The organism is Streptomyces sp. TRM64462 (assembly GCF_013362995.1).
Lineage (GTDB): Bacteria > Actinomycetota > Actinomycetes > Streptomycetales > Streptomycetaceae > Streptomyces.
Genome location: NZ_JABWDV010000256.1, coordinates 1 through 1,507, shown reverse-complemented (window position 1 = coordinate 1,507; position 1,507 = coordinate 1). Strand labels below are relative to the sequence as shown.

General features: G+C 74.0%; 1 protein-coding gene. It reads left to right on the top strand.

All coding sequences use genetic code 11. From position 1 onward, the window contains the following. The first annotated feature begins 238 nt into the window (after positions 1-238). A complete protein-coding gene (gene purD / locus HTZ82_RS11900) occupies positions 239-1,489 on the top strand; it encodes a phosphoribosylamine--glycine ligase (RefSeq protein ID WP_175409315.1) in 1,251 nt (416 codons plus the stop codon). Positions 1,490-1,507 lie beyond the last annotated feature (18 nt).

Genomic DNA, 1,507 nt, shown 5'->3' with positions numbered 1-1,507 from the left:
GACGCGCCGCCCCCCGCGTACGACCCGCCCGCCCCCGCCGGCCCCCCGCCGGTCGCCCTGGAGGACGACGTACCGGAAGAGGACGACCCGGACCTCGTCGAGTCGGCGCTGTCCGGCCACGACCTGATCGTCCGCGAGCTCGGCGCCACCGTCCTGGAGGAATACACGAACGAATAAGGGGAGTCCGCTCAGTGGCCCGCACAAAGATCGGCCCGCCCACCCGGCTACCCTGGCTGGCGTGAAGGTCCTCGTCATCGGCGGCGGCGCCCGCGAACACGCCCTGTGCCGCTCCCTCTCCCTCGATCCCGACGTCACCGCTCTGCACTGCGCGCCCGGCAACGCCGGAATCGCGGACGTCGCCGAGCTCCACCAGGTCGACGCCCAGGACGGTGCCGCCGTGGCCCGGCTGGCGGCCGGCTTGGAGGCCGATCTGGTCGTCATCGGCCCGGAGGCCCCGCTCGTCGCCGGCGTCGCCGACGCCGTCCGCGCGGCCGGCATCCCCTGCTTCGGCCCCTCCAAGGAGGCCGCGGAGCTGGAGGGCTCCAAGGCGTTCGCCAAGGACGTGATGGCCGCCGCCGGCGTGCCCACCGCCCGCAGCTACGTCTGCACGACCCCCGCCGAGATCGACGAGGCACTCGACGCGTTCGGCGCCCCGTACGTCGTCAAGGACGACGGCCTCGCGGCCGGCAAGGGCGTCGTCGTGACGAGCGACATCGAGCAGGCCCGCGCCCACGCCCTCTCCTGCGACCGCGTCGTCATCGAGGAGTACCTCGACGGCCCCGAGGTCTCCCTCTTCGCGATCACCGACGGCACCACCGTCCTCCCGCTCACCCCCGCCCAGGACTTCAAGCGGGCGCTCGACGACGACGAGGGCCCCAACACCGGTGGCATGGGCGCCTATTCGCCGCTGCCGTGGGCCGACCCGAAGCTGGTCGACGAGGTCATGGCGACCGTCCTCCAGCCGACCGTCGACGAACTGCGGCGCCGCGGAACGCCGTTCTCGGGTCTGCTGTACGCGGGCCTCGCGATCACCTCGCGCGGGGTACGGGTCATCGAGTTCAACGCCCGCTTCGGCGACCCCGAGACGCAGGTCGTCCTGGCCCGCCTCAAGACCCCGCTGGCGAGCGTCCTGCTGAACGCCGCGAACGGCACCCTCGACGCCGAGCCGCCGCTCAACTGGCGTGACGACGCCGCCGTCACGGTCGTCGTCGCCTCGCACAACTACCCCGGTACGCCGCGCACCGGCGACCTCATCACGGGCCTGGACGAGGTCGCGGAGCTCGACGCGCCGCACGCGTACGTCCTCCACGCCGGTACGCGGCGGGACGGCGACGCGATCGTGAGCGCCGGCGGACGGGTCCTGTCGGTCACCGCGACCGGCGAGGACCTCGCGCAGGCCCGCGACCGGGCGTACGCGGCGGTCGGGCGCATCCGCCTGGACGGCTCCCAGCACCGTACGGACATCGCCCGCAAGGCCGCCGGGCAGTAACCCTCGGCCCGGGCGGGC